The organism is Micromonospora sp. NPDC023956, from assembly GCF_040639195.1.
GTDB lineage: Bacteria > Actinomycetota > Actinomycetes > Mycobacteriales > Micromonosporaceae > Micromonospora.
In genome coordinates this window covers 101,259-127,331 of sequence record NZ_JBEZZN010000013.1, presented here as the reverse complement: position 1 = coordinate 127,331, position 26,073 = coordinate 101,259, and the positions used below count along the sequence as shown (strand labels likewise).

The 26,073-nt window shown below is 74.0% G+C and carries 15 protein-coding genes; 6 read left to right on the top strand and 9 right to left on the bottom strand.

The window, feature by feature from the left end:
- Positions 1-30: 30 nt before the first annotated feature.
- Genes AB0F58_RS23355 through AB0F58_RS23345 form a run of 3 tightly spaced genes read left to right on the top strand, consistent with a single transcriptional unit; the run spans position 31 to position 13,064 of the window.
- Positions 31-1,353, top strand: a complete 1,323-nt coding sequence (locus tag AB0F58_RS23355) for an MFS transporter (RefSeq protein WP_357146593.1) — start codon at positions 31-33, stop codon at positions 1,351-1,353.
- Positions 1,350-12,395 carry an amino acid adenylation domain-containing protein gene (locus AB0F58_RS23350; protein ID WP_357146590.1) on the top strand — a complete coding sequence of 3,682 codons (11,046 nt, stop codon included), beginning with the start codon at positions 1,350-1,352 and terminating at the stop codon, positions 12,393-12,395. Before AB0F58_RS23355 ends, AB0F58_RS23350 begins: the two co-directional genes overlap by 4 nt.
- Positions 12,396-12,422: 27 nt before the next feature.
- Positions 12,423-13,064: a methyltransferase domain-containing protein gene (locus AB0F58_RS23345; protein ID WP_357146587.1), complete on the top strand. Its 642-nt coding sequence runs from the start codon at positions 12,423-12,425 to the stop codon at positions 13,062-13,064.
- Between the two features lie 141 nt (positions 13,065-13,205).
- Here the strand turns inward: AB0F58_RS23345 and AB0F58_RS23340 are convergent, their stop codons facing one another.
- From AB0F58_RS23340 to AB0F58_RS23300, 9 genes are all read right to left on the bottom strand, one after another.
- A complete protein-coding gene (locus AB0F58_RS23340) occupies positions 13,206-14,417 on the bottom strand; it encodes a hypothetical protein (RefSeq protein ID WP_357146584.1) in 1,212 nt (403 codons plus the stop codon).
- 342 nt (positions 14,418-14,759) lie between these two features.
- Positions 14,760-15,695, bottom strand: a complete 936-nt coding sequence (locus AB0F58_RS23335) for an NAD(P)-dependent oxidoreductase (protein WP_357146581.1) — start codon at positions 15,693-15,695, stop codon at positions 14,760-14,762.
- Positions 15,692-16,546 carry a class II fructose-bisphosphate aldolase gene (locus tag AB0F58_RS23330; RefSeq protein WP_357146578.1) on the bottom strand — a complete coding sequence of 285 codons (855 nt, stop codon included), beginning with the start codon at positions 16,544-16,546 and terminating at the stop codon, positions 15,692-15,694. The genes AB0F58_RS23335 and AB0F58_RS23330 overlap by 4 nt, the downstream gene beginning before the upstream one ends.
- Before the next feature lie 5 nt (positions 16,547-16,551).
- Positions 16,552-18,072, bottom strand: coding sequence for an FGGY family carbohydrate kinase (locus AB0F58_RS23325; RefSeq protein WP_357146576.1), 1,521 nt, complete (start codon positions 18,070-18,072; stop codon positions 16,552-16,554).
- Complete coding sequence (locus AB0F58_RS23320; protein WP_357146573.1) at positions 18,069-18,956, bottom strand: MurR/RpiR family transcriptional regulator; 888 nt, start codon at positions 18,954-18,956, stop codon at positions 18,069-18,071. The genes AB0F58_RS23325 and AB0F58_RS23320 overlap by 4 nt, the downstream gene beginning before the upstream one ends.
- Entirely contained in the window at positions 18,953-19,759 is an 807-nt protein-coding gene (locus tag AB0F58_RS23315; RefSeq protein WP_357146570.1) for an MBL fold metallo-hydrolase, read from the bottom strand. The genes AB0F58_RS23320 and AB0F58_RS23315 overlap by 4 nt, the downstream gene beginning before the upstream one ends.
- Complete coding sequence (locus tag AB0F58_RS23310; RefSeq protein WP_357146567.1) at positions 19,756-20,694, bottom strand: hypothetical protein; 939 nt, start codon at positions 20,692-20,694, stop codon at positions 19,756-19,758. Before AB0F58_RS23310 ends, AB0F58_RS23315 begins: the two co-directional genes overlap by 4 nt.
- Positions 20,691-21,374 carry a deoxyribose-phosphate aldolase gene (gene deoC, locus AB0F58_RS23305; RefSeq protein WP_357146564.1) on the bottom strand — a complete coding sequence of 228 codons (684 nt, stop codon included), beginning with the start codon at positions 21,372-21,374 and terminating at the stop codon, positions 20,691-20,693. The genes AB0F58_RS23310 and deoC overlap by 4 nt, the downstream gene beginning before the upstream one ends.
- The gene (locus AB0F58_RS23300) at positions 21,361-21,942 is read right to left on the bottom strand and encodes a glucose-6-phosphate isomerase family protein (protein ID WP_357146561.1); all 582 of its coding nucleotides are present in this window, start codon (positions 21,940-21,942) and stop codon (positions 21,361-21,363) included. Before AB0F58_RS23300 ends, deoC begins: the two co-directional genes overlap by 14 nt.
- Before the next feature lie 438 nt (positions 21,943-22,380).
- Between AB0F58_RS23300 and AB0F58_RS23295 the strand changes: the two genes are divergently transcribed.
- The 3 genes from AB0F58_RS23295 to AB0F58_RS23285 are packed head-to-tail and all read left to right on the top strand — an operon-like array spanning position 22,381 to position 26,046.
- On the top strand, positions 22,381-23,445 hold the full coding sequence (locus tag AB0F58_RS23295) for a sugar ABC transporter substrate-binding protein (RefSeq protein ID WP_357146558.1): 1,065 nt from the start codon (positions 22,381-22,383) through the stop codon (positions 23,443-23,445).
- 19 nt (positions 23,446-23,464) lie between these two features.
- Positions 23,465-25,018 (top strand): sugar ABC transporter ATP-binding protein, encoded by a 1,554-nt coding sequence (locus AB0F58_RS23290; protein ID WP_357146555.1) that lies wholly within the window; start codon positions 23,465-23,467, stop codon positions 25,016-25,018.
- The gene (locus AB0F58_RS23285; protein WP_357146552.1) at positions 25,015-26,046 is read left to right on the top strand and encodes an ABC transporter permease; all 1,032 of its coding nucleotides are present in this window, start codon (positions 25,015-25,017) and stop codon (positions 26,044-26,046) included. The genes AB0F58_RS23290 and AB0F58_RS23285 overlap by 4 nt, the downstream gene beginning before the upstream one ends.
- Positions 26,047-26,073: the final 27 nt, after the last annotated feature.

The window sequence follows — 26,073 nt, the reverse complement described above, 5'->3', positions numbered from 1 at the left end:
GCATTGAAGTGGCTCACCAGAAGCGGCATCATGTCCCACACGCGCATGGGGGGCGGGCCGGTCTTGAGCAAGGCAAGGGGAGTGGACCGGGCGTGGGGCGACCTGCGTCTCGTGGCCACCGCACACGCCGTGTCGACCTTCGGCAGCTTCCTGAACCTGGTGGCGCTGGGCCTGTTCGTGCTGCACCTGACCAGCTCCACGGTGCAGACCGGCGTCTTCATGGCCGTCCGCCTGGCCGCCGGGTTCCTCACCGGGCCGGTCGCCGGCCGGCTCGCCGCCCGGCACCGTCGCCCGTACCTGATGATCGGCGCCGACCTGTTCGCGGCCGGCATGCTCGTCCTGCTCGTCACGGCCCCGGCCGGGGCGCGGACCCCGGTGCTGTACGGGCTCGCGGTCACGCTCGGCGCCGGCCAGACGCTCTGGGGTGTGGCGATGCGCGCGCACCTGCCCACCATGGTCGGTCCGGACCGGCTGACCCGGGCCAACGGTCTGGTGGTGTCGCTCCGCTCGGTGGGGATGCTGCTCGGGTTCGCCTCGGCGGGGGTGCTCGTCGGGTGGCTCGGCTACCACGTGGCGTTCCTGGTCGACGCCGCCACCTACCTGCTCTCCGCCCTGCTGCTGCTCCCGGTGGCCCGGCGCACCCCCGCCGTCGACCGCCCGGCCGGTCCCGGGCGACCCACCGACACCGGCCCCGGGCGGTCCACCGCCGCCGGCTCCGCGCCCGGCCGGTTCGCCCTGCTCCGGGCGGTCGCCCCGGTGGTGCCGGCGATGATCGCGGTACGGGCCGCCGACGCCCTCGGCTCCGCGTCGCACAACATCGGGCTGCCGGTGTACGCGACCCTGGTCCGTCCCGACTCCCCCGCCACGTTCGCCGCCGTCTTCACCACCGCCTGGGCGGCGGGCAGCCTGCTCGCCGGGCGCTGGGCTGCCCGACGGGCCCGACGGGCCCGACGCGCCGGCGGGGGGCCCACCGAACTGCCCTTCGGCGTGGCCACCTGCCTGATGTCGGTCTGTTTCGTGCTCGCCTTCACCGGCCTGCCGGTCTGGTTGCTGGTCCCGGTGACCCTGGCGGCCGGCGCGGCCGACGGGTACGCCGAGATCAGCTACACCACCCGCCTCCAGGCGGTCGACGCCGACCTGCGGCCCCGGCTGTTCGGCTTCGCCAGCGCGGCCCAGAACGCCGGCTTCGGACTCGGCATGATCGTCTGCGCCGCGCTGCTGGACCGGTTCCCGCCGCTCCCGGTCGTCGGGGCCGCCCACGGGCTCGCCCTGGCCGTCGCGCTCGCGTTCCTCGTCGTCCACGTCCGCCTCCGGGCCGCAGCACGCCGACAACCAGCCGAGGTAGCCCCGTGACCGTTCCACACCCGTCCGGCCGTCGTCCCGCCGTCAGCCACGGGGGTGACCTGCCCGACGACCCAGAGCACCCCCGGACCCTGGGCGAGGCGCTGGCCCGGGCGGCGGAGCGGTTCCCCGACGCCGGCCTGCACCTGGTCTCCGCCGACGGGGGCACCGACTTCCTGGCCCACCCCGACCTGCTCGACCGGGCCCGTGCGATCCGCGACGGCCTGCGGGCCCGGGAGGTGTCCCCCGCCGGGTACGCGATCCTGCGGCTCGGGGCGTCCGTCGAGTACTGGCCGGCGTTCTTCGGCTGCGTGCTGGCCGGAGTGGTCCCGCTGACCACCGCCGCCGTACCCGGGCACGCGGAGGACTCCCCGGCGGCCGACGCGCTCCGGCACGCCTGGCGCGCGCTCGGCGAACCGGTCGTCGTCGCCGGGACGGCCGACGTGGCGGGACTGCGCCGCCTCCTGCCCGGTGGGCGGGTGGTCACCGGCACCGAACTGGCCGACGGTCCCCGACCCGCGCCGGACGCGGACCACCGCGCCACGCCGGAGGAGGTGGCGGTGCTGCAACTCTCCTCCGGCAGCACCGGCACCCCGAAGATCATCCCGCTGACCCACCTCGGGTTGTCCCAGTACGCCGTCGGCGCGCGGGAGATGCTCGACATCCGCCCCGGCGACGTGCTGCTCAACTGGCTGCCGGTGGACCACGTCGCCGGGCTGCTCCTCTACCACCTCGGCGGGGTGTTCCTCGGCGCGACCAGCGTCCACGTCGACACCGACCGGGTGCTGGCCGACCCGCTGCGCTGGCTGGAGCTGATGCGCCGGCACCGGGTCACCCACAGCTGGTCGCCGAACTTCGGGCTCCGGCTGGTGGCCGACGCGGTGACCCGCGACCCGGGCCGCCGGTGGGAGCTGCGGCACGTACGCCGGATGGTCAGTGGCGGCGAGCAGTGCCTACCGGAGACCTTCGACGCGTTCGTGGCGGCGACCGGCGTACCGGCCGCCGCGATGACCCCCGCCTGGGGCATGTCCGAGACCAGCACCGCGATCACCTTCGCCTCGTTCGGCGAGCCGGGCTGTCGGCAGCGGGTCCGCGCCGCCAGCCTCGACGGCGACGTGGCGTGGGCCACCGCCGACGACGACCCCGCCGAGTGCGTCGAGTTCCTCTCCGTCGGCGGTCCTGCTCCCGGTGCCACCCTGCGCATCGTCGGCCGGGACGAGGAGGTGCTGCCCGAGGGGCGGATCGGGCGGCTCCAGGTCCGCTCGCCCCGGCTCACCCCCGGCTACCTCGCCGACCCGGAGGCGACCCGTACCGCCCGGCGTCCCGGCGGCTGGTGGGACACCGGCGACCTGGCGTACATGGTGGACGGCCGGATCACGGTGACCGGACGGGAGAAGGACCTGATCATCATCAACGGTCACAACCTGCCCTGCCACGAGGTCGAGCAGGTCGCCGGAGAGGTGCCCGGGGTCACCGCCGGCCTGGTCGCCGCCTGCGGCGTACCGGATCCCCGTACCGGGACCGAGTCGCTGGTCGTGTTCCACGTCCCCGACCCGGCGGCGGGACGCACGGCCCGACAGGTGGCCCGGGACGTCACCGCTGCCGTGGCCCGACGCTGGGGTACCGCGCCGGCCCGGGTGGTCGCGGTACCCGCCGACGAGTTCCCGCGCACCACCGGGGGGAAGATCCAACGGGCCGCGCTGCGCCGCCGCTTCACCTCCGGCGACGTCGACCGCCGCCCGGCCGACGACGCGCCCGCTCCCCCACCGGAGTCGCCCACGGTCGCCCCCGCCTCCCGGGCGGCGGTTCGCCGGGCGGTCCTGGACGCCCTCGGCGACCTGCTCCGCGGCCCGGTCGACACCGACCGGCCGTTCTGGGAACTCGGCGTCGGCTCGGTGGAGATCGTCCGGCTCCGAGCCCTGCTCGAACAGGCCCTCGGCCGGCCGGTCCCGCCACCGGCGTTCTTCGCGCACCCGACCGTCGACGCGCTCGTCCGGCACCTCACCGACACCGCCCCCGCCGACCCCACCGGCCCCGCCCCGGTGGACCGGGACCACCGGATCGCCGTCATCGGCATGGCGGGCCGCTTCCCCGGTGCCGCCAACGTCGACGAGTTCTGGGCGAACCTCCTCGCCGGCGTGGAGAGCGTCCGTTTCTTCACCCCCGAGGAACTGGCCGCCGCCGTGGTGCCCGACCGGGACACCCCCGGGTTCGTCGCGGCCAGCGGCGTCCTCGACGACGTCACCGGCTTCGACGCGGGCTTCTTCGGCATCAGCGCCCGGGAGGCCGAACTGCTCGACCCGCAGCACCGGCTCTTCCTGGAGACCTGCCAGCACGCGCTGGAGGACGCCGGATACGCCGGTGCCGGCGACCGGCACCGGGTCGGGCTCTTCGCCGGTGGCGGGATGAACCTCTACACCCACCACACCTACCTGCGGAACAACCTCGACGCGGCCACCCGTGCCGACGACCCGGCCACGGTGATCGGCGCGGCGCTGGGCAACCAGCCGGACTTCCTCGCCACCCGGGTCGCGTACCGGCTGGGGCTGACCGGGCCGGCGGTGACCGTGCAGACCGCCTGTTCCACGTCCCTGGTCGCGGTGCACCTGGCCGCCCGCGCGCTGCTCACCGGGGACGCCGACCTCGCGTTGGCCGGCGCGGTCGCCGTGCACGTCCCCCAGGTCACCGGCTACCGGCACACCCCCGGGTCGATCCTCTCCGCCCGGGGCCGGTGCCGGCCCTTCGACGCCGACGCCGACGGCACCGTCGGCGGCAACGGGGTCGCGGCGGTGGTGCTCAAGCCGTACGCCCGCGCCGTCGCCGACGGCGACCCGGTGTACGCGGTGCTCCTCGGCTCGGCGGTGAACAACGACGGCGCGGGCAAGGTCGGCTTCACCGCGCCGAGCGTGACCGGGCAGGTCGAGGTGATCCGGCAGGCACTGCGGGACGCCGCCGTGCCCGCGTCGTCGATCGGGTACGTCGAGGCGCACGGCACCGGCACCGCCCTCGGCGATCCGGTGGAACACCACGCCCTCGCCGAGGCGTACGCGTCGGCCCGGCCGTTCCTCGGGTCGGTCAAGGCGAACATCGGCCACCTGGACAGCTGTGCCGGCATGGCCGGACTGGTCAAGGCGGTACTGGCGGTCCGGACTGGCCGGATCCCCCCGCAGATCAACTTCACCCGGCCTGCGGTCGACCTGGCCCCCTTCGCGGTGACCACCACCGGCGCCGGATGGCCCGGACCGGGCGGCCCACGCCGGGCTGCGGTGAGCGCCCTCGGCGTCGGCGGCACCAACGCCCACGTCATCGTCGAGCAGCCCCCCGAGCCGACGGGCACCGCCCGCCCGGGGACCGCCCGCCCGGGGACCGCACCCGGCCTGCTGCCGCTCTCGGCAGCCGACCCGGCAGCGCTCACCGCGCTCGCCGCCCGCCACCGGGACCACCTGCGGGCCCACCCCGACCTGGCGCTGGCGGACCTGGTGACGACCACGGGCCGGGGTCGCCGGCACCTGCGCCACCGCCTCGTCGCCCGGGGCGGCTCCCCCGCCGCCCTCGCCTCGGCACTGGACGGGTTCCTCGCCGGCACCGCCACCCCGGACACCGTGGTCACCGGCACGGCCGGCGCCGGGCAGATCGTCCTGGCCTTCCCCGGACAGGGAGACCTGCGTCCGGTGCTGCTACCGCTCGCGGAGCGCTTCCCGGTGGTCCGGGACGTGCTGGCCGAGGCCGCGTCCGCCTACCGGGACGCGGTCGGCGGTGACCTCCTCGCCCGGCTGCGGGAGGCCCCCGACCCGGTCGGTGCCGCCACCGACCTGGCCCAGCCGGTGCTGGTCGTCGTCGGGTTGGCCCTGGCCGAACTCTGGCGCTCCTGGGGCATCACCCCCGACTACGTGCTCGGCCACAGCGTCGGCGAGTACACCGCCCTCGCCGTGTCCGGTGCGCTCCCGTTCGCCGACGCGGTACGTCTCGCCGCCTGGCGCGGCCGGCTCCTGCACGACGAGCTGGGACCGGGCGCGATGCTGGCGGTGCTCGCCGGGCGGACGGTCGTCGACGAGCTGGTCGCGGGCACCGCCGTGGAGGTGGCCGTGGTGAACGGCCCCGACCGGCACGTGCTGGCCGGGGCGCCCGACGAGGTCGCGGCCGTCGCCGACCGGGCCGCGCGGCGCGGCCTGTCGACCCGACGGTTGCCGGTGACCCGCGCCTTCCACTGTGCGGCGATCGAGCCGCTGCGGGACCGGCTGCGGGACCTGGCCGACCGGGTGGACCTGCGGCCGGTCCGGGTGCCGGTGGTCAGCACGCTCGACGGTCGGGTCCGCGAGCCGGGCTGGCGGCCCGACGGCGAGCACCTGTACCGGCAGGCGCGCGGGACCGTCGAGTTCCACGCCGCCGTCCGGACGGCCGTCGACCGGGACTGCCGGACGTTCGTCGAGGCGGGACCGGACGCCGGGCTCACCCGGCTGGCCCGGACCACCCGGTCGACGGCGACCTGGATCCCGTCCCAGCGGCGCGGCTCCGACCCGGTCGACGGGGTGTGGCAGGCGGTGGCAGAGCTGTACTGCGGCGGCGCGCCGGTGGACTGGACGGCGGTCACCGGGGACTGCGCCGGGCGCCGGTTGTCGTTGCCCGGCTACCCGTTCCAGCGTCGCCGGTACTGGATCGACGCCACCCTTGTCCCGGCAGCGGACCGCCCTGCCCTGTCCCCGGCAGCGACACCCAGCCCTGCCCTCTTCTCGGCCCCGGCAGCGGACAGCCCTGCCCCGTCGGTGCGGGCAGCTGCACAGGACGCCGCACCCGACCCCACCGCCCGGGTCGCCGCCAGCCCGGCGGTACTGGACCGGGTCCGTACGCTGACCGCCAGCAAGCTGGGGCTGGACGTCGCGGCGGTCGGTGCCGACGAAACGTTCTTCGCCCTCGGCGCGGACTCGCTGCTGCTGATCAGCATGTCCCGCGAGATCGACCACGCCTACGGGGTGCGGGTCCCGATCCGGGACCTCTTCGAAACCGTCGACACGCCGCGCCGGCTCGCCGAACGGATCGTCGCCGGGTCCGGCCGCCCGCCCGCCGGGTCCGACCGCCCGCCCGCCGGGTCCGGCCCGTCCCCGGCGGCGGCGTCGCCTCGGGAACCGGCGAGTCGGGCCGCCGAAGCACCCGTGGCACCCGTACCGTCCACAGCCGATCCGGGGGCCGCCGCCCGACCGGAAGGAACGGCGGCAGGCGGCCCGGCCGGGGCGGCGGTACCGGGATACGACCTGAGCGCGATCATCCACCGGCAACTCGACCTGATGCAGCAGCAACTCGCCCTGCTCGGTTCGGCGGCTCCCGTACCGGTGCCGACGGTCGCCGTACCGGTGCCGACGCCGATGGCACCGGCCCGGGAACCGGAGGTGGAGCCGGAACCGGCCGAGGACACCGTCGACGTCAGTCTGTACTTCTTCGGCGACTACCCGGACCAGCGCGCCGACGACCGGTACGGCCTGATCCTCGACGCCGCCCAGTACGCCGACACCCACGGGTTCCACGCCGTGTGGTTCCCGGAACGGCACTTCCACTCCTTCGGGGGCATCTTCCCGAACCCGTCGGTGCTCGCCGCCGCGCTCGCCGTACGGACCAGCCGGATCCGGCTCAACGCCGGGTCGGTGGTGCTGCCCCTGCACCACCCGGTCCGGGTGGCCGAGGAGTGGTCCATGGTGGACAACCTCTCCGGTGGCCGGGTCGGGCTCGGCTGCGCCCCCGGCTGGCACGCCAACGACTTCGTCTTCCAACCGGAGAACTTCGGCCGGCACAAGCAGGTGATGTACGAACACCTGGAGACGGTGCGCCGGCTCTGGCGGGGCGAGGCGGTCAGCGCCCGGTCCGGCAGCGGCGACCCGGTGGACGTCCGGCTCTTTCCCCGGCCCGTGCAGGACGCCCCGCCGTTCTTCACCGCGATCGTCGGCAACCCGGACAGCTACCGGGAGGCCGCCCGGCGCGACGTCGGGGTGGTGACGAACCTGATGACCCAGGACGTCGCCCACCTCGCCGAGAACATCGCCCTGTACCGGCGGACCCGCGCCGAACACGGCCTCGACCCGGCCGCCGGTCGGGTGGTGGTGCTGCTGCACACGTACCTCGGTGACGACCTCGACCGGGTACGCGAGGCGGCGTTCGAGCCGTTCTGCGCGTACCTGCGGTCGTCGTTCAGCCTGCTCGGCCAGGTGGTGAACAGTCTCGGGATGAGCATCGACCTGGCCGGCACCCCGGACGAGGACGTCCGCTTCGTGCTGTCCCGGGCATACCAGCGGTACTGCGAGCAGCGGGCGCTGATCGGCACCCCGGAGAGCTGCCGTCCGGTGCTGGACGCGGTACTCGACGCGGGGGCCGACGAGATCGCCTGCTTCGTGGACTTCGGCCTGCCCGCCCCCGCCGTCCGGGCCGGCCTGCCCTTCATCGACGTGCTGCGCCGGGCCACGCCGCGCCGCCGTACCGCACCGGTCGCCGACCGGCCGGTGGGCCGGGAGGAGATCGCTCCGCTCACGCCCGGCCAACGCCGGTTGTGGCTGGTCGAGCAGCTCCATCCCGGCACCCCCGCCTACACCGAGGCGGTGGCGGTGCGCCTGCGCGGCCCGCTGGACGTGGCGGCGCTGCGCGGCGCGCTCGGTGACGTGGTGGCCCGGCACGCCCCGCTGCGCGCCACCTACCGGGAGGTCGACGGCGAGCCGTGCCAGGTCGTCCGGCCGGTGGTGCCGGTGGAGTTGCCGGTACGGGACCTGACCGGACAGGCGGAGTCCCCGGCCGTCGCGGAGGTGATGGCCGGGGAGAGTCGACGGGTCTTCGACCTGGCCGAGGGGCCGGTGTTCGCGTTCACGCTGCTGCGGCTCTCCGCCACCCAGCACGTGCTGGTGCTGGCGTTCCACCACCTGTCCACCGACGGCGGCTCGTACGCCGTCCTCACCCGGGAGGTCTCGGCCGCCTACCGGGCCCGGGTGGTCGGCACCGCCCCGGAGCTGGCCCCCCTGCCCGTCACCTATCCGGAGCTGGCCCGGACCGCCGCCGCCGGACGGCGTGCCGTCGTCGACGACGGGGACCTCCGGTACTGGCTGGCCCGGTTCGACCCGCCGCCGCCCACCCTCGTCCTCCCCTCCGACCTGCCCCGTCCGGCCCTGCCCTCGCCGGCCGGCCGGAGTGTCTTCGCCGAGGTCCCGGCCGAGCTGACCGGCCGGATCCGGCGGTTCAGCGGGGCCGAGCGGGTCACCCCGTTCACCACCCTGCTCGGCGCCTTCGGCGTCACGCTGTTCCGGTTCAGCGGGCAACCGGACCTGGTCGTCGGCACCGGCTTCGACGGCCGGGACGAGCGCACCGCCGACCTGGTCGGCTTCTTCGTCGACACCCTGCCGTTGCGCCTGGACCTCACCGGCGACCCGACCTTCCGCGAAGTCCTCACCCGGGTCCGCGCCACCGCCGCCGACGCCTACGAGCACGCCGCCGTGCCGTTCGACGCCCTGGTCCGCGCGCTCGCCCCGCACCGGGAGGCCGGCCGGCACCCGCTCTTCGACGTCGTCGTCGAGTACGAGACCGGCGGGGCCTTCGCCTTCGAGCTGCCCGGCGTGACCGCCGAACCGCTGCCGGTGGGGCTGGACAAGGCCCCGGTCGACCTCATGGTCTACCTGTCGCACGTCGACACCGTCCGCTGCCATGTCGAGTACCGCACCGAGGTCTTCGACCCGGTGACGGTGCGCCGGCTGATCGACCACTGGATCCGGCTGCTCGACCGGCTGACCCGGGAGCCGGACGTCCCCCTGTCCCGGCTGTCCGACACCGTCGAGGTGCCCGGCGGGTGGGACACCGGCTCGACCGCCGGACAGGACGCCGGACCCACCGTCGGACAGGACGCCGGACTTACCGCCGGACAGGACGCCGGACTTACCGCCGGACAGGACGCCGGACCCACCGTCGGACGGGACGCCGGCGTCTCCGCCGACCGACTGCACGACCTCGTCCTCCGGCAAGCCACACGGACGCCGGACGCGCCGGCGGTGGTCGGTGGCACGACCCGCTGGACGTACCGGGACCTGCGGTTGCGGGCCGAGGCGCTGGCCCGCCGGATCACCGGCGCGGGCGTCGGGGCGGACGACCTGGTCGCGGTGCTGCTGCCCCGCCGGCCGGAGCTGGTCGCGGCGCAGCTCGGGGTGCTGCTGGCCGGCGCCGCCTTCCTGCCGCTCGACCCCGACCTGCCGCCCGCCCGGCTGGCCGCCCTCCTCGCCGACAGTGAGGCTCGGCTGCTGGTCACCTCCACGGCGTTCGATCACCCGGTGGCCACCCCGCGGCTGCTGATCGAGGAGATACCCGGCGACGCGGATCCGCTCCCGCCGCCGACCGGCACCGACCCGCCCGCCGTACCCGGACCGGAGCACCTGGCCTGGTGCGTCTACACCTCCGGCTCCACCGGCCGCCCCAAGGGGGTGCTGGTACCGCACCGCCCGGCCGTCCGCGTTGTCACCTGGCACGTGGCGGCGCTCGGGCTGACCGGCGCGGACGTCGTCGCCCACGGGCTCGGCCTCGGCTTCGACGCGAACCTCGCCGAGATCTGGCCGGCGCTCGCCGCCGGAGCGACCGTCCAGCTCGTACCGGACGAGGTCCGCGCCGACCCGGCGGCGCTGTGCGCCTGGTGGGCCGAGTGCGGGGTGACCGTGGCGTTCCTGCCGGCGCCCCTCGCGGAGCTGGTCTTCGCCGCACCCGTGCCGCCCCCCGCCACGCTGCGGACCCTGGTGGTCGGGGGCAGCCAGCTGCGCCGCCGGCCGCCGGCCGGCTTCCCCGCCACCGTCGTCAACGCGTACGGCCCCACCGAGGCGGCCGTCGTCACCACCGCCGGGCCGGTCCGCTGCGACGGCACCGGCCCGATCGACATCGGCCGGCCCGCCGCCGGCCACCGGCTGTACGTGCTCGACCCGGACGGCCGGCCCGTCCCGCCCGGGGCGGCCGGCGAGCTGCACGTGGGCGGCGACGGGCTGGCCCGGGGCTACCTCGGCCGGCCGGCGGAGACCGCCGCCGGTTTCCCGCCCGACCCGTACTCGCCCGTGCCGGGGGCCCGGATGTACCGGACCGGGGACCGGGTGCGGGTACGCGGCGACGGGACCCTGGAGTTCCTGGGCCGCCTCGACGACCAGGTCAAGATCGCCGGTCACCGGGTCGAGCCGGGCGAGGCGGCCGGGGCGCTGGTCCGGCTGCCCGGCGTCCGGCAGGCCACCGTCGTCGCCCGGTACGACCGGGGTGACGAGCCGTACCTCGCCGCGTACGTGGTCGCCGACGACGACGGTGGAGCGGCGGCCTCCCGCACCGCCCGGTTGACCGCCGCCCTGGCCGACCGGCTCCCGCCGTACCTGGTGCCCCGGGCCTGGGTGCTGCTGGACCGGCTACCCCTCGGCGGGAACGGCAAGGTCGACGTGGCCCGGTTGCCCGCACCGGAGGTGACGACCGGCGACCAGGGCCCGCAGCCCGGGGTCGAACAGCTCGTCCACGACGCCTGGTGCGCCGAGCTGGGCGTGCCCCGGCTGCCGCTGGACACGCCGTTCTTCACCGCCGGTGGACACTCGCTGGCCGCCGTCCGGCTCGCCAACCGGCTGTCCGGGGCGCTGGGCAGCGAGGTCGGCGTGCACCGGGTACTCCAGGCTCCCGGCATCCGGGCGATGGCCGCCGCCCTCACCGCCCCGGAGACGGTCGGCGAGGACGGGCCCGCCGATCCGACCGCCGCCGCCGGAGCGGGCACCGAGGAGAGCGCGCCGGCCACGTACCAGCAGGAGCTGATGTGGCACGGGCAGCGTCGGGCCCCGAACCCGGCCGCCGTGCACATGCCGGTCCGGATCGCCCTCACCGGCGACCTCGACGTGCCGGCGCTGCGCGCGGCGCTGGACGCCCTGGTCGCCCGGCACGGCGCGCTGCGGACCCGGCTGGTCGAGCGGGACGGCACGGTGACCCAGCAGGTGCTCCCCCACCGACCGCTGGTCCTGCCCGTGACGGACGTGCCGGAGTCCGAGGTGGACGCCTGGTGCGTGGCGACCGGCCGGGAACCCTTCCCGGACGACGGGCCGTGGCTGCGCGCCCGACTGGCCCGGCTAACCGGTGACCGGCACGTGCTCATGCTCGTCGTCCACCACCTCAACGGCGACGGCTGGTCGATCCAGCAGGTGCTGCGCGAGCTGGAGGAGGCGTACCCGACGGCGAGGTCGGGGCGACCGCTCCGCCGGGAGCCGGCCGGTGGCCTCCGGTACACCGGGTACGCCCGCCGGCAGCGCGACGCCGGCACGCCGGAGCCGGTCCGGCAGTACTGGCGGGAGCAGTTGGCGGGCGCGCCGAGGAGCGTGACCCTGCCGACCGACCGGCCCCGGCCGGCGAAGCTGAGCGGCGACGGCGACGAGTACGCCTTCGACCTCCCGCCCGTCCTCGCCGAGCGGGTGCACCGGGCCGTCGGACCGTCCGGCAGTGTCCTGCCCGTCCTGGCCAGCGGCTGGGCGCTGCTGCTCGGCCGGCTCGGTGGGACGGCCGACGTGGTGCTCGCCGCCCCGTACGCGCACCGGGACGCCGCCGACGTCGAACCGGTGGTCGGCCTGTTCACCAGTGTCGTCCCGCTCCGGGTGCCGCTGACCGGGACGGCCTCCTTCGCCGACCTGGTGGCCCGCACCGACCGGGCGTTCCTGGACGCGCTGCGCCACCAGCCGGCGCCGGTGGGGGCGATCTACTCGGCCGTCGACCCGGCGTGGCGACCCGGGGAGCCGCCGCCGGTCGGCACCGCCCTGTTCGGCTGGAACCCGGGCCTCCCGTCGTTGCGACTGCCCGGCCTGGACACGGAGGTGGTGGACCTGGGCCTGGCCTGCGCCCGCCGCGACCTGGGGGTGGTGTTCTCGCCCGTCGGGTCGGTGCTGCGGGGGGTGGTGGAGTACTCCACCGACCTGTACGACCGCTCCACGGTGGCCCGCTGGTGCGCCGAGTACGTCGACCTGCTCACCGCCGCCCTCGCCGACCCGGGCCGCCACCGGCTGCCGGCTGCCGCCACCGGGGAGGTGGCCGGGCGACGTCCGTGACACCGGGGGCGCGACTATCGTCAGCCGGTGACCGACCACCATCTCGACAGTGTCCGCGTGCTGTACGACACCGTCGCGGAGAGCTACCACGACCTCGTGCCGCCCCGTTTCGCGACGGACGCGGTCGGTCGGGGCATGCTGACCGCCCTCGCCGAACTGGTCCTGGCCGACGGCGGCCTCCCGGTCGCCGACCTCGGCTGCGGGCCGGGCCACGTCACCGGGCATCTCGCCGCCCTCGGCCTGTCGGTCACCGGCATCGACCTGTCGCCGGCGATGGTGGCGATCGCCCGCCGCTCCCACCCCGCCCTGCGCTTCGAGGTCGGGTCGATGACCGACCTGCCGCTGCCCGACGCGCGGCTCGGCGGGATCGTCGCCTGGTGGTCGATCGTGCACACCCCACCGCAGGTCCTCCCGACCGTCGTCGCGGAGTTCCACCGCACCCTCGCGCCCGGTGGGCACCTGCTCCTCGGGTTCCACGCCGGCGACGAACTGGTGCGCCGCGACCACGCCTACGGCCACCCGGTCACCGTCGAGTCCTACCGGCATCCGCCGGAGCGGGTCGCCGGGCTGCTGGAGCGGGCCGGGTTCACCGTCACCGCGCGGCTGGTCAGCGGGGAGACCGGTGTCCCGCAGGCGTGCCTGCTGGCCCGCCGGCCCGTGGCCGACTGACCGGTCCGCGCGGTTCCCGGCCGCCAACGGTAACGGCGGGACCATTCCTCACCTGCGGCTTTCCTTGACGTGCGGGGCCGGGCGAGGTGCGGTGCCGGCGCGGCCGTGACGGAGGTCGCGCCGGCACCCTGCGGGATGGGATCAGCCGGGTAGGCGGTCGAGGATCCAGACGCAGAGTTCCTCGGTGACCGCGGTGTGCGCGGTGGTGGTGGAGGAACAGAGGAACTCGTCGAGTTCGCTCTCGTTCGGGTCGAGCGCGTCGACCTTGGCGTACAGGTCGTCCTGGTCGTCGAGATCCCGGATCGCGACCGCACTCACGGTGGGGACGAAGCACACGGTCGGTTTGCGCAGGTCGACCCGGCCGCCGTTCTCCTTCAGCGCCTCGGCGATGATCCGGTAGGAGTCCAGGGTGCCTCCCGGTGCGCCGTCGATCTCCGGGAATCCGCTGGTGGTGATGACCTTGCGGGCGGGTGGGAGGGTCCGGACCAACTCGGCGACGGTGACGTCGTCACCGGCCGCCTGGATGCGGAAGTTGGTGCCGGGAAAGAGCAGTCCGTCGACGGTCAACGCGAACTCACCCGGTTCGACGGGAATCGGCATACCCTCGCCCGAGCCGTTGGCGACCCCGATCTTGCGGGGGCCGACCGGCCATCCGCCGACGGCCCGCAACTGGTCGAGGAACTCGTCCCGGTCGGGGTGGCGACGGCTCGTGCCGTCCTCGCTGTCGTAGTGCCGCCACAACATCTCCTTGGCGGCGGGACTGTTCATCTGGATGGCGAAGTCGTTCGCGGGCCCCGGGATGAAGTGGGCGAACGCCTGGATGCCGATCGGGATGTGGCCGCCCCGGTGCGGAGTGTCGTAGGAGAAGTAGAGACCGGTCCGGTGCGTGATGTTCTCGTGTTCCATCCTGGCGAGCGCGTAGCGGGTGATGAGACCGCCCATGCTGAATCCGCCGACGGTCAGGGGGACGTCGTCGACCTGGGCCGCGATGGTCCGCTGGATCACCGCGATCGCCGCCTGAGCGTTGACCGTGATCGGTGCGGTGCGTTCGTCGAAACCGAGGAGGATCACGGTCCTGCCCTGCCGCCTCAGCGTGGTCAGCAACGGGAAGACCCCGTCCAGCCCCTGATAGAGCCAGTCCAGGTCGCTGCGGCCGAGGTTGAAACCGTCGGCCATGATCACCGGTCGCCGGATTCCGGGCGGGCCGTCTCCGTAGTAGACCCGGGCGAAACCGTGGGGTATTCCCTCGTTCCATTCCTCGTTCGCCGCCGGCACCTCGACCGGTACGGCCGGCGCGCCGGCCACCCGAGCCGCCAGGGATGTCCTGCCCACCGCCTGCTCCTGTTCGGACACGCGTTCTCCTTCCTCGTACCCGCACGCCGTTGCGCAGACGGAAATCGCCTACCCCACGGGGGATTGCGAGACTGCGACAACCACCATTACGAGGACGATAGACCAGAAAATGCGCCCGCCAATTCCCCCGAAAGCGTGAAAACGCCGTACGCGGAAATTCCACGACAGAATTAGTGAATGTTCCACGACATGATTCGCCGGATCGGAATCGTCCTCGAATTCAGGTCACAGACATTGTTCGGCCGGGTCGGATGGCCGTGACCTGCGCCGGTCCCTGTCCGGGACAGGGTCGGACGCCCCGCCCCCCGTCGTCGTGGTCAGGAGGACGGGCACCAGCCCCGGCTACCCGCCCCGGACCCCGAGGGTGGCGAGGGTGGCGAGCAGGTTGTCCACCGCCGCGTCCGAGGCCCGCCGGACGCTCTCGACCGTCGCCGCGCCCAGGTGCGGCGTCGGCACGACCCGGGGGTGGGCAAGCAGGGCCGACGGCTCCGGCGGCTCCCGGTCGAAGGCGTCGACCGAGTACAGCGCGATCTGGCCGGACTCCAGTCGGGCCAGCAGGGCCACCTCGTCGACGAGGGTCGACCGGGCGGTGTTGAGCAGGACCACGTCGTCGCGGAGCAGGGCCAGTTCGGCGGCTCCCAGCAACGGCCCGTCCGGTGACGGCGGGACGTGCAGCGACACCACCTCGCTACGGCTCAGCAGCTCCGCCAGGGGCAGCAGCGGCACGTCACCGCCGTCGGTGACGTACGGGTCGTGCGCCACGACGAGCATGCCGAGGCCCTGCGCCAGCTGGGCGAGCCGCCGCCCGATCGCGCCGAACCCGACCACCCCGAGGGTCCGGCCGGCGGCCTCGCGCCCGGTGCTGCGTCGCCAGTGACCGGCGCGGAGGGCCGCGCTGGCCTCGGGCAGTCCGCGCAGACCCGTCAGGGCGAGCGCGAGGGCGAGTTCGGCGACGCCCTGTGCGTTGGCGCCCCGGGCGGTGAGCACCTGGACACCGGCCGCGTCGGCGGCGGTGGCGTCGATGGCGTCGCGGCCGGCACCGTTGCGACTGATCACCTTCAGGGCGTCGGCGTGCGCCAGCACGTCCGCGCCGATCCGTTCCACCCCGGCGACCCAGCCGACGACGCCCGGGACCGTCGCGGCGAGGTCCGCCCCGGTCGGCTGGCGCCCCGGAGTGGGGGTGACCACGGTGAAGCCGGCCGCCCGCAACCGGGCCACGGCGGGCGAGTCCGGGGTCGACATCGACCGGGGGGTGACCAGGATCCGGGGCGCGGTCACGACCGGGCCGCCGGTGTGGCCGGGCCGAGCAGCGTGATCAGGCGCTCGACCTCCTTCGCCATGGCGTCGCGGGCCGGGGCGACGTACTTGCGCGCGTCGAGCAGCTTCGGATCGGCGGCGAGCCGGTCGCGCACCACACCGGTGAACACCTTGTTGAGGTGGGTGGCGATGTTGACCTTCGTCATCCCCCGGGCCACCACGGCCCGCAGGGTCCCGTCGTCCACCCCGGAGGAGCCGTGCAGCACCAGGGGCACCGGCACCAGCTCGGCGATCGCGGCGACCAGGTCCAGGTCGACCACCGCGTCCCGGGAGGCCATCGCGTGCGAGGTGCCGACCGCGACGGCGAGCGAGTCGACGCCGGTCTCCTCGCAGAACCGGCGCGCCTCGGCCGGGTCGGTCCGCACGCCCGGGGCGTGTACGCCGTCCTTGCCGCCGACCTCGCCGAGTTCCGCCTCGACCGCGACGCCGTGGGCGTGGCAGTGGGCGACGACCTGGCGGGTGACCGCCCGGTTCTCGTCGTCGGGCAGTCGGGAGCCGTCGTACATGACGGAGGTGAACCCGAGATCCACCGCCTCGTGCACGAGGTCGACGTCCTCGGCGTGGTCGAGGTGCAGCGCCACCGGGACCGCCGCCGCCTCGGCGAGGCTCCGCGCGGCCAGCGCGAGCGGACGCAGCCCGCCGTGGTAGCGGACCGCGTTCTCGCTGATCTGCAACACCAGCGGAGCGCGGGCCGCCTCCGCCCCGCTGACGAGTGCCTCGGCGTGTTCCAGCAGGGTCGCGTTGAAGGCCCCGACGCCGTGTCGCGCGCTGCGGGCGGCGGCGAGGATGGGACGTGGGTCGGCGAGGGGCATGCTGACTACTCCTGGGTCGGTGTTCGGTCGTGTTCGGCCGCGGTCGCGGCGTGCGTCCGGGTCGCCGCACGGGCGGCGTCGAACCGGGCGCGGGGTGCCGCGTAGGCGGCGGTGAGCTCCGGTCGCGGGTCGACGCGCAGCGCCGTGCGCCGGGCCGACCGCAGGGGTGCGGTGTCCGTCCAGATGCCCGTGCCGAGCAGGGCGAGGGCCGCGGCGCCGAGCGCGGCTCCGTGCTGCGCGGCCTCCGGACGGGCGACCGGACGGCCGACGAGGTCGGCGAGCACCTGGAGCATCAGCCGGCCACGCGCACCGCCGCCGGTGGCGGTGACCTCCCGGTCGGCCGGCGCTCCGGCGAGCATCGTCCGCGCGGCGTCGGCCAGGCTGAAGCCGATCCCCTCCACCAGGGCGCGGGTCAGGTGGCCGTGCGTGTGCCCGAGGTCCAGCCCCAGGTAGGCGCCCCGCACACCCGGCCCGCCCTCGGCGACGGTCCCCCCGGCGAGGGTGGGCACGCAGGTCAACCCGCCCGCGCCCACCGGCACGGCGGCGGCCTCGTCGAGCAGGGCGTCGAGGTCGTCCTCCCGGCCGAGCAGGGCGGCCAGCCAGGTCAGGCTGCTGCCACCACCGAAGGTCGACAGGGCCGAGATGTAGAGGCCGGGCAGGACGTGGTCGAAGACGTACGGTCGGCCCACCGGGTCGAGCACCGGTTCGGTCCCGGCCACCGTGACCCAGTTGGACGAACCCAGCGAGACGTACGCCTGGCCGGGCCGGTCCAGGCCCGCGCCGAGCGACATGCACGAGTTGTCGACCCCGCCGGCCACCACGGGCACCCCGGCGGGCAGGCCGGTGGCGGTCGCGGCGTCCGGGGTGAGCCGGCCGACCACCCCGGCCGACGGCACGACCGGCGGCCACCAGTCGGCCGGCAGCCCGAGGGCGGCCAGCACGTCGGGCAGCATCCGCCGGCTGGCGAGGTCGTACGCGCCGCTGCCCGAGGCGTAGCTCGGGTCGGTGCGCTGGACCCCGGTGAGGCGGGCGTTGACCCAGTCCTTGCTGCCGAGGATCCGCGTCGTCCGGGCGGCGACGTCCGGGTGCGCGGCGCGCAGCCAGGCGGCCTTGAAGACGGTGTACATGCCGCGCGGGAAGCCGTTGCCGGTGCGGGCGTACCAGTCGGTCTCGTCCGCGTCGGCGAAGTACGCCGCCGCCGCGTCCTCCCCCCGGGTGTCCGACCAGATCGGCACCGCGTCCAGCAGCGGCGTGCCCTCCGCGTCGACCGGCACCATCGCCAGGCTGTGACCGGAGAGCCCGACCGCGACGACGCGGTGCCGGCCGGCGTCGGCGGCCAGCAGGTCCCGGGCCGAGCGGACGACCGCGGCCCACCAGTCCGCCGGGCGCTGTTCGTGCCGTCCCGGTGCCGGATAGCTGGTGGGGTAGGCGGCGAAGGTGGTGGCGACCACCCGGGCGGCCGGGTCGACGAGCGCGGCCTTGCAGCCACCGGTGCCCAGGTCCACGGCGAGCACGACGTCGCTCACGCCAGCTCCCTCCGCTTCGGGACGCCCTGGTACGGCAGTCCGGAGCGCATCTGCGCCAGCATCGTCTTCATGTCGCGCACGTCCCCGAGCGCCGACTCGCCCCGGCGGAGCAGGGTCATGGTGGCGATGGTGTCGACGACCACGAGCTGCGCCAGTCGCGAGATCGTCGGCGTGTAGACGTCGGTGTTGTCCAGGGACTCGACGACCAGGGCGATGTCGCTCAGCTCGGCCAGCGGGGACAGGCCGCCGGTGATGGCGACGACGGTCGCCCCCCGGTCCCGGGCGACCCGCGCGGTCTCCAGCAGCGAGGTGGTGCGACCGGTGTTCGAGATGGCCACCAGGACGGTGGACGGGGTGCTGGTGGAGGCGGCGATGAACTGCTGGTGCGTGTCGACGTACGCCGAGCAGGGCACGCCGAGCAGCGGGAACTTCTGCTCCGCGTCCATGGCCACGATGCCCGAGGCGCCGAGCCCGATGAAGATGACGCGGCTGGCCGCGGCGATGGCCCCCACCGCCCGGTCGAGCGCGTTCAGGTCGAGGTGACGTCGGACGTGGTCGAGCGAGGTGATCGAGAAGTCGAAGACCTTGCTGACCGTGGTGGCGGTGTCGTCCTGGGCCTCGATCACCGACTGGGTGGCGGGGATGCCGAGCGCGACGCTCTGCGCCAACTGGATGCGGAAGTCGTGGAATCCGTCGCAGCCGATCGCGTTGGTGAACCGGACTATCGTCGGCTGGCTGACCCCGACCGTCTCGGCGAGTTCGGCCAGCGTCATCCGCACCGTCCCGTGCGGGTCGGCGAGCACCGCGTCAGCGACCTTGCGCTCGGAGCGGCGCAACGACTCCAGGCCCTTGTTGATGCGCTCCAGCACGGTTCCGACGTTCATCGGGCGACCGCCAGGGCGAGGGTGCCGTCGTGGCGGGGGACGCGGACCGTGACGCCCCGCCGGGCGGCGGCGTCGAGGTCGAAGGTGGCCGGATCGACGGTGTTGAAGTCAAACATGCCCCAATGATGTGGCACCAGGGTGTCGATTCCGGCGCGCGCACAGAGCTCGACGGCCTCGGCGAAGTCGAAGTTGCCGGGCACGCCGTGGGCGAGGCGGTGGGCGTCGCGCCCGTTGACCGGCAGCAGCGCCACGTCGACGGCCAGGGCGGCGAGCAGCTCGGGCTGACCGTCCCACGGGGCGCAGTCGCCGGAGTGGTAGACGCGGACACCGCCGGCCTCGACGACGTAGCCGAGGAAGTGGTCGTCGCCGTTGCCGTCCCGGACGCGCTCCTCGTGGGCGGCCGGCACCGCCGTGACCGTGAAGGGCCGGTAGTCGACCCGGTCGCCGTCGGCGAGGCCGTCGATCCGCGACCGGGGGACACGGGAGCGGCGCAGCGCCTCGTCGAGGACCGCGCGGGGGCAGGCCAGCCGCAGGTCCGGCTGGGCCGCCATCAGCGGGACGAGGGTGTCCGGGTCCATGTGGTCGGTGTGCGCGTGCGAGCAGAGCACCGCGCGCAGCGGTGGCAGCTCCGTCGGGGTGACCGGGGCGGGGAGCATCCGCAGGTGCGGGAACGTCGTGCCGGCGTACTTGCGGGCCAGCGAGTCCGACAGGTACGGGTCGACGAGCAGGTGCGCGTCGCCGCCGGGGCCGGTGGCGGTGAGCCAGAACCCGGCCTGCCCGAGCCACCGCACCCGGAGGGTCACCGGACCTCCCGGGCCGCGTCGTCGAGCCGCTCGAAGTCCGGGCCCTCGGTCGGGATGTCGAGGTCGAAGACCGCGTCGATGGCCCGGGTCCAGCCGTGCACGAAGTAGCGCCAGCCGTCGGCGACGGTCAGCGCGTCGGCCTCGGCCCGCGCCCGGGCCTGGCGCAGGAAGCCCAGTTCCCCCCGGTAGTTGAACTCCCAGGCGTAGCCGCCGGGCGGGAAGGTGGCGTCGTCGCTGAGCGGGGAGCCGGGCCGGTCCTTGCCCATGCCGGTGGCGTTGACCACCAGGGCGCCCGGGGCGAGGCCGGCGAGCAGGTCGTCGTGCACGTCGCCGGGGGCGAGGCGGTGGGTCCGCCAGGTGATCGCCGGGTCGCCGGCGGCGACGTCGTCGGTGATCGCCGCGAGTCGCTGGTCGGCGATGTCGGTGACGACGACCCGGCCGGGGGCGTCGGCACCGGCCCGGTGGGCGAAGTAGTCGCAGAGGGCGAGGGCGGCACCGCCGGCCCCCATCACCAGCACGTCCCGGCCGGCCATGTCCGGCACGATCGACCGCAGGGCCATCTGACTGGTGACGGTGTCCAGGGCCAGGCCGTCGACCCAGCCGTCCCGGGCCACCAGCGCGCTGGTCTCGCGCAGCCGGGCGGCGTCGTCGTTCACCCGGCGGAACAGGTCGCGGCTGGCCGCGTAGAGGTCGAGCTTGTGGGTGGTGACCAGCGCGCCGCGCGAGTGTTCGTCGTCGCGCAGGTGGGCGACGACCTGCCGGTAGACGGCCGGATCCGCGCCCACCGGTACGTCGATGCCGACCAGGTCGACCTCCTCCAGACCGAGGAGGGGACGCCACGCCGCGAAGACCCGGTGGATCGCCGACGACGTGGTGCTGACGCCGATGAAGTACATCGTCGGCCGGGTGGCCGGCCGCAGGTCGTCGGGGGTCACGACCCCGCCTCCGCGACCAGCTGGACGGCGCACGCGGTGTTGATGCCGAACCGGGTCGCCCCGGCGTCGAGCAGGGCGTGCACCTGGGTCAGCGACCGGATGCCGCCGGATGCCTTGATCTCCCGCTCCGGGCCGGCGATCGCACGGATCACGCGGACGTGCTCGGGTGTCGTCGGCACTCCCTGCCAGCCAGTGCCGGTCTTCAGCGAGGCGGCACCGGCGTCGACGGCCACCCGGGCCGCGTCCCAGAGCTGCCCGTCGTCGAGCAGGCCCACCTCGAGGATGACCTTGACGGGTACCCGGTTGTCGACGGCCTCCAGCACGGCGGCGACGTCGCGGGTGGCCGCGGCGAGTTCGCCGGAGCGGACCAGCCCGACGTTCATCACCACGTCCATCTCCTGGACGCCCGCGTCGAGCAGCCAGCGGGCCTCGGTCACCTTGACCGGGGTGGCCGAGCCGCCGGAGGGGAAGCCGACCGGCGATCCGGCGTTGGTGTGCGACCCGGCGAGCAGCGGGCGCAGCACCGGCACCCAGGACGGCAGGACGTGCGCGGCGACGAAGTCACCGGTCAGGGCGTGGCGGGCCAGCTCCTCGACGTCCGCGCGTCCGTGCTGGGCCTGGACGGCACTGATGTCGATCATGCGGGCCAGGGCGGGGCCGGTCAGCTCAGCGGGGGACATAGGACCCGTTCTCCTTCAGGCGCCAGCCGTCGCCCTCGGCCACGACCCGGTGCCGCATGCCGCCGGAGCGGGCGATGATGTCGTAGTCCTGGCCGGCGTCGGCCGGGTAGCAGAAGAGCGTGACCAGGTCGGTGTCGCCCAGGTTCACGCTGCGGTGGATGTGCACCGGCGGCACGTACGCGACGACGCCCGGACGCATCTCGGTCACCACGGTCTGACCGTCGAGGGTCTCCATCAGCATCAGCCCGTGGCCGGACAGGCAGTGGTAGATCTCGGTGCGGTCCTGCTGGGCGTGGATGTGGCCCCGGGTCATGTGGAACTCCGCACCGACCCGGCCGGGCGACAGGGTGGAGATCCCGGTGATCAGGTCGCCCGCCTCGGTCGACGGTCGGAACTCGTCGACGTGGTAGATGACCCGGTCCGCCTCGGTGGCCAGGCGCGCGGTGAACGCCGCCTCGTCGGTGAACAGCCCGCTGAGGTCAGCCAGCCTCTTCTCGTAGCGACCGGTGCGCCCGACCATCCCCCCGGGGGTGATGACCAGGTCGGGTCCCTGGTGCGGTGTGGTCACCGTGTTCCTCCTGCTCCGGTCGACGCGGACCCCGATGCGGTGCGCGCCTGTCGGCTCACTTTGTAGCAAAGTTACAACCTCGTGTCACCCTCTCGCATCTCGCCCGTGGGCTGTTTGTAGCAGAACTGCCATGATTCGCCCCGATTGGCAGAACCCTCCGGGGCGCTATAACCGATATCTCTGCATATACAAGACATAGAGCGGTAGCGAGACTACTAAGTGCCTGCTCACCGCGCTAACGTTCAGGAAACCTACCGTTGACAACCGGAGCCCCGAATGTAGTGTTGCTCCCTAACAGCCGGCCCCCGGGTACCCCGCGTGCGGGAACCACTACCGCCGGGGCCCACCACCACCCACGGGCCACGGCCCTGCGGCGGAGCACCGAATCCTCGACGACCACCGGGGTCACGCCCCAGCCCCACCACCCCTGGAGGAACGATGTCCAACCGGACACGCGGCAAGACGCTCGCCCGTAGCGTCGCCGCACTGCTGACCGTCACCCTGGCCGTCGCGGCCTGCGGTGGCGGGGACGACGCGGGCAACGGCGAGGCGGCCGAGCCGATCGCCGGGCGTCCCACGCCCACCGACCAGGCCCCGGACTCCGAGGTCAAGATCGCGATGATCGGCTTCGCCAACAACCCCTACTGGGTCTCGGTGAAGTCCGGCGCCGACTACGCCGACCGGGTCCTGGGTGACAAGAAGGGCAAGGTCGACTGGATCGTCGCGGGCGACAACATCGACGTCCAGACGGTCTCCAGCGCGATCCGCGCCGCCGACGCGCAGGGCTACAAGGGCGTCGGGTTCTTCATCGCCGGCGAGGGCAACTGCGCCGACATCAAGAACCTCTCCGCCAAGGGCATCAAGATGGGCGCCTACAACACGCTCTTCGACTGCGTGGGCACCTCGGGCGGGACCATCAACTACGCCCAGGAGCAGTACAAGGCCGGCCAGACCGCGGCTCAGGAGATGGTCAAGGCCGCCGGTGACAAGGCCGGCAAGGTCGGCATCATCGTCAGCCAGTTCACCGCGCCCGGCTCCGAGCAGCGCCGCCAGGGCTTCATCGACGGGCTCAAGGGCTCGAAGCTGACCCCGGTCAACCAGGGCGTCGAGGCCAAGGACTCCGCGTCCAACACCTTCTCGGCCGCGCAGAACTTCCTCCAGTCCAGCCCCGACCTGGTCGGTATCTACGCCACCGCCGGTGGCCCGTTCGGCGCGGCCCAGGCCGTGGCCGCGGCCAACAAGCAGGACACCGTGAAGGTGATCGGGTACGACATCACCACCGAGAACATCGAGGCCATCAAGAACGGCTCGATGTACGGCGTGATCGGCCAGGACGCCTTCGGCCAGGGCTACAACCTCGCGATCGAGCTGTTCAACGCGGCGGTCACCGGTGACCAGCCGGCCCAGGTGAAGCAGGAGGCCGTCGCCCCCTTCGTCACCAAGGACAACCTCGCCGAGCACGACCCTTCGACCCTGCCGCTCGGCACCCCGGGCGCGTCCTGATCGGGAGAGCCATCCCCTCATGGAACCGACACCCCATGTGGACGGCGTCAGGTCGGCGACCCTCGTGGCCGTCGGCCTGACCAAGTCCTTCGGCGCCGTCCGGGCGCTCCGCGACGTGTCGCTGGAGTTCCCGGCCGGCCAGGTCACCGGCCTGCTCGGCGAGAACGGCGCCGGCAAGTCCACCCTCATCCGTCTCTGCTCCGGCCAGATGCAGCCGGACACCGGTCGGCTCGTCCTCGACGGCCGGGAGGTCTCCTTCGGCAACCCGCTGGAGGCGATCGCCGCCGGGGTGGTCGTGGTGAACCAGGAACCGCTGCTGATCAGCGAGCTGACCATCGCCGACAACCTGTTCCTCTACGACCTGGGGGAACGGTCCGGCTTCGGCGTCGCACGACGCGGGGCGAACGTCCACCGGGCCCGGGAGCTGCTCGCCCGGTTGGGGATGAGCGACTACCTGCCCGATCCGTCGACTCTTTGCCGTGACCTGTCGGCGGCGTCCCGGCAGATGGTCGACATCGTCCGGGCGCTCTCCCGCCAGCCGAAGGTCCTCTTCCTCGACGAGCCGAACTCCAGCCTCACCCACGAGGAGTCCGAGCGGCTCTTCGCGGTGATGGCCCGGCTGCGGGACGAGGGGGTGGCGGTCGTCCTGGTCAGTCACCGGCTGGCCGAGGTCTACTCGATCGTCGACAACGTCGTCGTACTGCGCGACGGCACCTTCGTCGCCGCCGGGCCACCGGACGAGATCGACCAGCAGCGCGCCGTCGCGCTGATGGCCGGTGAGCGCAAGCGGGCGGTCGTGGCGGAGGTGGTCGCCGACCGGGCCGACTCGATCGCCGGGGCCGAGGTGGCCCTGGACGTGCGCGGCCTGACCGGCGAGGGCTTCACCGACGTCAGCTTCACCGTCCGCCGTGGCGAGATCGTCGGCATGTCCGGGCTGGTCGGAGCCGGTCGTACCGAGATCGCCGAGGCGGTGATCGGCCTGCGCCGAACGACCCGCGGCAGCATCAGCGTCGCGGGCCGACCGGTGCGGATCTCCGGCCCCGGCCGGGCCCAGCGGCTCGGTCTCGCCTACGTCGCCGAGGAGCGCCGTACCGAGGTCTTCCACGCCCAGAGCGTCGGCTACAACCTGACCGTCCGGGTGCTGTCCAGCCTGGGTCGGCTCGGCTGGGTCTCCCCCCGCCGCACCAGTGCCAAGGCGCGGGAGCTGACCGAACGCTTCGGTGTGAAGGCCGCCTCCAGCGAGGCGCTCATCACCTCGCTCTCCGGCGGCAACCAGCAGAAGGTGCTGCTCGCCCGGGTACTCGCCGCCCGGCCGAAGGTGCTGATCCTCGACGAGCCGACGCGCGGCGTCGACGTGGGCACCAAGGCGGAGATCTACGCGACGCTGCGCGCCCTCGCCCACGAGGAGGGCCTGGCGGTGTGGTTCATCTCGTCCGAACTCGAAGAGGTCGTCGAGCTGGCCGACCGCGTGGTGGTCGTTCGCAACGGACGCGTCACCCTCGATGCCCCGAACAACGCCGGACCCCAGCCCATCGTCGCCGCGGCCATGGGCGCGACCGAAGGAACGACATGAGTGCCACTCTCGCCAAGCGGCAGGAGCGCTCCTGGAAGGACAGCGCCCTGTCGCTCGTCAAGCGCCAGGAAACCGGACTGTTCGGTGTGATCGTCGTGCTGGCCCTGGCGGTCAGCCTCGCCAACGAGAACTTCCTGCGCAAGGACAACCTCTACAACGTCCTCCAGACCGTGGTCGTCGTCGGCATCATCGCCGTCGGTCAGACGTTCGTCCTGATCGCCAAGGAGATCGACCTCTCGGTCGGCTCGGTGCTGGCGCTCTCGGCGGTCACCGCCGGCTCGGTGTACGGCAGCGGGGCCAACCCCTGGGTGGCCGCGGCCGTCGGCGTCGGCGTCGGCGCGCTGTGCGGTTTCGCCGTCGGGTCCGTCGTGGTCCTCGGCCGGGTCAGCTCGTTCATCGTCACCCTGGGCATGCTCTCCATCGCGCGGGGCCTGACCCAGCTGATCACCGGCGGCCTGCCGCAGAGCATGCCGAGCGAGCTGTCCTTCATCGGTCAGGGCCGGGTCTTCGGCGGCATCCCGGTGAGCGTCATCATCTTCCTGGTGCTGGTGCTGCTCGGCCAGCTGCTGCTCACCCGTACCGTCTTCGGCCTGCGGGTGACCGCGATCGGCGACAACGATGCCGCCGCCCGCACCGGCGGCATCCCGGTCGCCTGGACCCGGGTGCTCACCTTCGTCCTGATCGGCACCCTCGCCGGTGTCGCCGGCATCGTCTTCTCCACCCAGGTGGGCGTGGCCGAGGCGCAGGCCGGCCTGGGCTACGAGTTGGACGTCATCGCGGCGGCCGTGATCGGCGGCGCCAGCCTCTCCGGTGGCCGGGGCTCGATCGTCGGCGCGTTCCTCGGTGCCTGCCTGCTGGGCGTGCTGCGCAACGCGTTCATCCTGCTCGCGCTCTCGCCCTTCCTCCAGCAGCTCAGCATCGGCCTGGTCATCGTCCTGGCGGCGATCTTCGACCAGTGGCGCCAGGGGAACCTGCGTCACCTGCACCCGCGCACCCTGCGTCAGCAGCTCATCCGCCGGAAGGCGTGACCTCCGCTACGGGGAAAGGACCCGCCA